This is a genomic window from Aliivibrio sp. S4MY1 (assembly GCF_028765545.1).
Taxonomy (GTDB): Bacteria; Pseudomonadota; Gammaproteobacteria; order Enterobacterales; family Vibrionaceae; genus Aliivibrio.
In genome coordinates, this window is the sequence record NZ_JARACP010000041.1 from 1 (window position 1) to 4,396 (window position 4,396).

The window sequence follows — 4,396 nt, forward strand, 5'->3', positions numbered from 1 at the left end:
TGCCGAGCAACAACAATCCGTACTGGTGATTGGGAATGCCTTGGTCGCTGGGGGTATCGTCCCGGTAACGCCAGCAAATACCCCTATCCTTTGCATGAACGAAGACATGGCTATCAAGCAATTTGGTCTGAATTCACAGATCGCAACGATGATGGCGTATATCGATAAGCAACACATCACGCTGCCGATTTATGCCATTAGCGTGGCCGATGCCGATCTCATGGCGGCTTTGGCGTCTCTTGGTGATACGCAATACCATCACATTATCTGTGCATTAAACGATGACACCTCCATCCGTGATCTGGGTGAGTTTTTAGAAGCACGTTATGACGCACTGCAAATGATACCAGGACTGGCGTATGTCCCCAAAAAAGGGACGCACGCAGAGCTTGTTACCTTTGGCAATCAATCAAACTGCCCACTCATTAGCTTTATGTCCATTAACCATCTTGGTAACTCAGCCAATGAGCGCCTAAGCGATGCCGAAGCACTGGCCGCGTGGGCTGGACAGATAGCACAATCACTCGCAAACGATCCCTGTCGCCCACTGCAAACCCTAACGCTCAATGGCGTCTATTCGATGGCAACCAGTGAGTTTGATTGGTCTGAGCGTAACCTGCTGCTGCATGAAGGCATGAGCACCTATACGGTGAGTGCGACTGGCTCGGTGCAAATCGAACGTGTTGTGACGGCCTACACCGAAAATGACTCAGGCGTTGCGGATGACAGTTATTTGGATGTCATGACGCCGGCAACCGCTATGTACTTTCGAGAAAAACAACGCTCACTCATTTTGAGTAAATACGGTCGCCATAAGTTAGCCAAAGATGGCACCAGTTTTGCTCAAGGGCAGGCCATTGCAACCCCAACCATGATTAAAGGGGAATTGCTCACGCTCTACAAATCGCTCGAATACAACGGCATTGTGCAAGATTTTGAGGGGTATAAAAACGCCCTCATTGTTGAGCTCGACGAGCGCAATAAAGCGCGGATCAATTACCAAGATAGCCCCCAATTCGTTAACGGCTTGATTATCGTTGCGGGCAAAATTCAATTTCGTAAATAAGGCACTGGAGTCATTCATGGGTACAAAAATAACCAGTCGTGGGTATTTAGACGCGGGCTCCTTGAGCCGATTACCGACCAAAGAAGGCGGCACACTCAATTTTGGTAATCTGAAACGTGAGCCGGTCATGGGCGATTCGGGAGTTCTTGGCTATTCGGAATCCTACGATACCGCCCCTAGCATCAAGATCACTATCGCTCACATGGGCAGCACTGATGAAACCGCCATTAAAAACTTTGTGGGTGAAAACCTCACACTGAACCTCAACAGCGGAAAAAGTTACACCTTGATGGATGCCTGGACCAGCGAGCCACTGGAGTTAGTCATAAAAGAGGGTCAAATGGAGGTGTTGTTTGTGGGTACAGAATTAATTCCACTTTAACCAAGGAAGGGGTTGCTATGTTTACTTTATTAAAAAAACGTCAAGATCGCGCAGCAATAAAAGCCGCGTTAACTCATCCACCAGAGCGTAAAGAAGCCAGTGGAGAGCCGACGGTCGCATCAAACGCATCGCCATCCGATCCTTTTGCGAATAAATCATGGGATGAAGTGCAGCGCATTCTTGACACTGATCTAGGATTTGTCCGCACACTGGCAGGTTTTGAAGAAAAGAACGCGTTCAGAAAAGAGCTGATTAACAAATACAAAGAGCACGCTGAGCACCTGCTGGCTACCCGAGCAAATTTAGAAGGGGTAGATCTTCTTTGGTGGTATTTCCTATGGCACGTGGATTGTGGCTTGTTAACGCTTATTCATGATGAGTTTAGATCGGCGATTTCGCGAGGGTTAAGTACGCCGCTAAAATGGAGCTCAAACGCTCAAGCGGCGTATTGCGATGTCATTTTTAAATACTCACACAAGGCGCACGAGAATAACGCCCCATTTAATGCTGAGTATTTGTTCAATGCCATCACAGATATTCATCATGGCAATATCGCCATCAATGCCCCGCTTAAGGTGAAAATATTTCGTTTGGCGGGTGACTTATTGGATGAGTCTGGTAGTAAAAAAGAAGACGCCCTAGCCTTGTTTGAAGCGGTGATGCAAATGGACCCAAACAAAGGCGGCCGTAAAACACGAGTAAAAGAGCTAAAACAGGAGTTAGGCCATGAGTAAAGCTGCCCCAACCGTCAATGTCACACTACCTATACCGTTTGAAAAAGACGGCAACACCATCACCGAAATTGAATTAACCAAACCCTGCGCGGGTCATTTACGCGGGTTGAACCTGAAAGACATCTGTGAAATGGATTTCGCTGCGGCGTATACCTTGTTGCCACGGATCTCAACATTAACCGAGCGTGATTTACTGGATATTGATGTAGAAAACCTCGCCCCACTGATGGTGGAAATAGCCGGTTTTTTCGTGAATATGAAGAAATAATTGAGCACGTCGAAAGCTTTTATGCCGATCTCGCGGTGGTGTTTCATTGGTCACCCAGTGAGATGGACAAACTCAGCCTAGATGATCTGATGTTGTTTCGAGAAATGGCGCGCGTTCGCCACCAAGGGGAGAGCTGAATGCGCTCCCTTTTTTCATCAAAAAGGAAAGAGACATGAAAATGAATTTATCGGTGGTGATGGGCGTAATTGATCGCGTGAGTGCGCCCATTAAGGCTATGATCAGTGATTCAGATCATTACGCGAAAAAGATAGCCAGTATCAAAAAAGCCCAATCTGACGACGGCGCCGCGCTGCATTTGATTGAGTCTTTTGGGCGGATAACCAAAGAGGCCGATAAAAACGTCCTCAGTTTGAATGAAGCCAAAGAAAAACTGGAGGCATTGCAAGCCAAGGAAAAAAAAGCGGCTGAGACGGGGGCCGCCTTAACCCTCAGTCTCGCTAAGCAGTCTGAAGCCCTGGTTATCCTTAAAGCCAAAGCCGCAACCGCAGGGGGCTCAAATGACGCTCTGAATAAAAAAATCCTCAAGCAATCGAGCGCCCTAGAGCGGTTAACGCAAAAAGAAAAAGCCGCCAATAGACCCAACGCCGCGCTGACCCATCAATTAGCCAAACAAGCGGAAAGAGTGGCCATACTGACTCACGCGAGTAAGACGCATAACGAACAACTCGCTCGCGTCAGTAAAGGAATGAAACAGGCAGGCGTGGACGTCAGCCAGCTTGATAATGAATTTACTCGCTTATCTGCTCGCTATACCGCTCATGCCACAGACATTGACCGTGTCAGCAAAAAATACAGCCGACTTCAAAAAGCCATGGCGCCCATCAATAAACTCAATCGAGCGATATCCTTTCCTAAGGTCGGTGGCGCAGCGCTCGCTAAAGGTGCCGCCCTACTCGGTGGGTTAAGTCTGGGGAGTCTGTATTCCCAACTCAATAGCACCGCCTCAGAAATGGATGCGCTCTCTAAATCGGCTCAGACGCTCAAGATGCCAATTAAAGAGCTGCAAGCCATGCAATCACAAGCGGCGCATGCGGGGGTCGGCGCTGACAGCCTAACCGCCTCCATGGGCAATTTTACTAAGCGATTGGGTGAGCTGCAAACTACAGGTAAAGGGGCATTAGGCGCATTTTTAAAAGGAGGGAAAAACCCACTGTATCGGACGCTTAAAGAGGCGAAAGACACGCAAGACGCGTACGAGAGCGTGCTCGACGCGTTCTCTGCATTAAAGAGTAATCAAGAGCAAATGGCGTTCGCCGACGCGGTGTTTGGAAAAAGCGGCCGTAAAATGCTCATCATGCTGCGTGATGGCACCGAAGGACTCACTGCCGCCCGCAAAGAATTCAATGAGACTGGCGGTGGCGTCACCGAAGAAGACGCGGGTAAGGCCGAAGCCTACAACGATGCGCTGCAAAAAGTGCAGGAAAGTATCCGCTCAATCAAATTTGCGGTACTCACGCCAATCATGGAAAAACTCACCCTTAAGTTCTCTGAATTCTCAAACCACTTCAAAGACATGAATTGGCGCAATGACGTCATTGAACGAACGACAGGAGTGATAAATACCCTTTATGGTGGGGTTGAATTATTGAGTAAAGGGCTGGCGTTCACCTCGGAGCACATGGCCGAGGTATTAGCGGGTTTAGCGTTATTAAAAATAGCGTTTGTGGTACTAAATGCAGCGATATTGGGAGGGCCCATTGGTTGGCTTGCCGCGGCCATCGCAGCCGTTGTGGTTGCCGTGTTGTATTTAAACAGTAAGTTTAAAGTGCTAAGCCAGACAATCGAGACGTTTGGGGCGCTTTTTGGGCGACTATGGGAGGGGATCAAAGCCTTCATTACTTTACTGCCCGATGCATTGGTACCGGATTGGGCCAGCCCCATCAAAAACGCGGGGGAGGAAGTGGATTCTCTCAAGAGCAAGATGG

At 48.6% G+C, this 4,396-nt stretch carries 6 protein-coding genes; all 6 read left to right on the forward strand.

What is annotated here, in order from left to right; genetic code table 11:
* Window positions 1-1,066: phage tail sheath subtilisin-like domain-containing protein (locus tag PVK71_RS20050; RefSeq protein WP_274421095.1), on the forward strand; the 1,066-nt coding region annotated here is incomplete at its 5' end.
* A gap of 16 nt (window positions 1,067-1,082) precedes the next feature.
* A complete protein-coding gene (locus tag PVK71_RS20055; protein ID WP_274421921.1) occupies window positions 1,083-1,448 on the forward strand; it encodes a phage tail tube protein in 366 nt (121 codons plus the stop codon).
* A 17-nt stretch (window positions 1,449-1,465) separates the two neighbouring features.
* Entirely contained in the window at window positions 1,466-2,182 is a 717-nt protein-coding gene (gpM, locus tag PVK71_RS20060) for a phage terminase small subunit (protein WP_274421093.1), read from the forward strand.
* Window positions 2,175-2,450 carry a phage tail assembly protein gene (locus PVK71_RS20065; protein ID WP_274421092.1) on the forward strand — a complete coding sequence of 92 codons (276 nt, stop codon included), beginning with the start codon at window positions 2,175-2,177 and terminating at the stop codon, window positions 2,448-2,450. Before gpM ends, PVK71_RS20065 begins: the two co-directional genes overlap by 8 nt.
* Window positions 2,451-2,485: 35 nt before the next feature.
* Entirely contained in the window at window positions 2,486-2,587 is a 102-nt protein-coding gene (locus PVK71_RS20070) for a GpE family phage tail protein (RefSeq protein WP_274421091.1), read from the forward strand.
* 35 nt (window positions 2,588-2,622) lie between these two features.
* Window positions 2,623-4,396: hypothetical protein (locus PVK71_RS20075; RefSeq protein WP_274421090.1), on the forward strand; the 1,774-nt coding region annotated here is incomplete at its 3' end.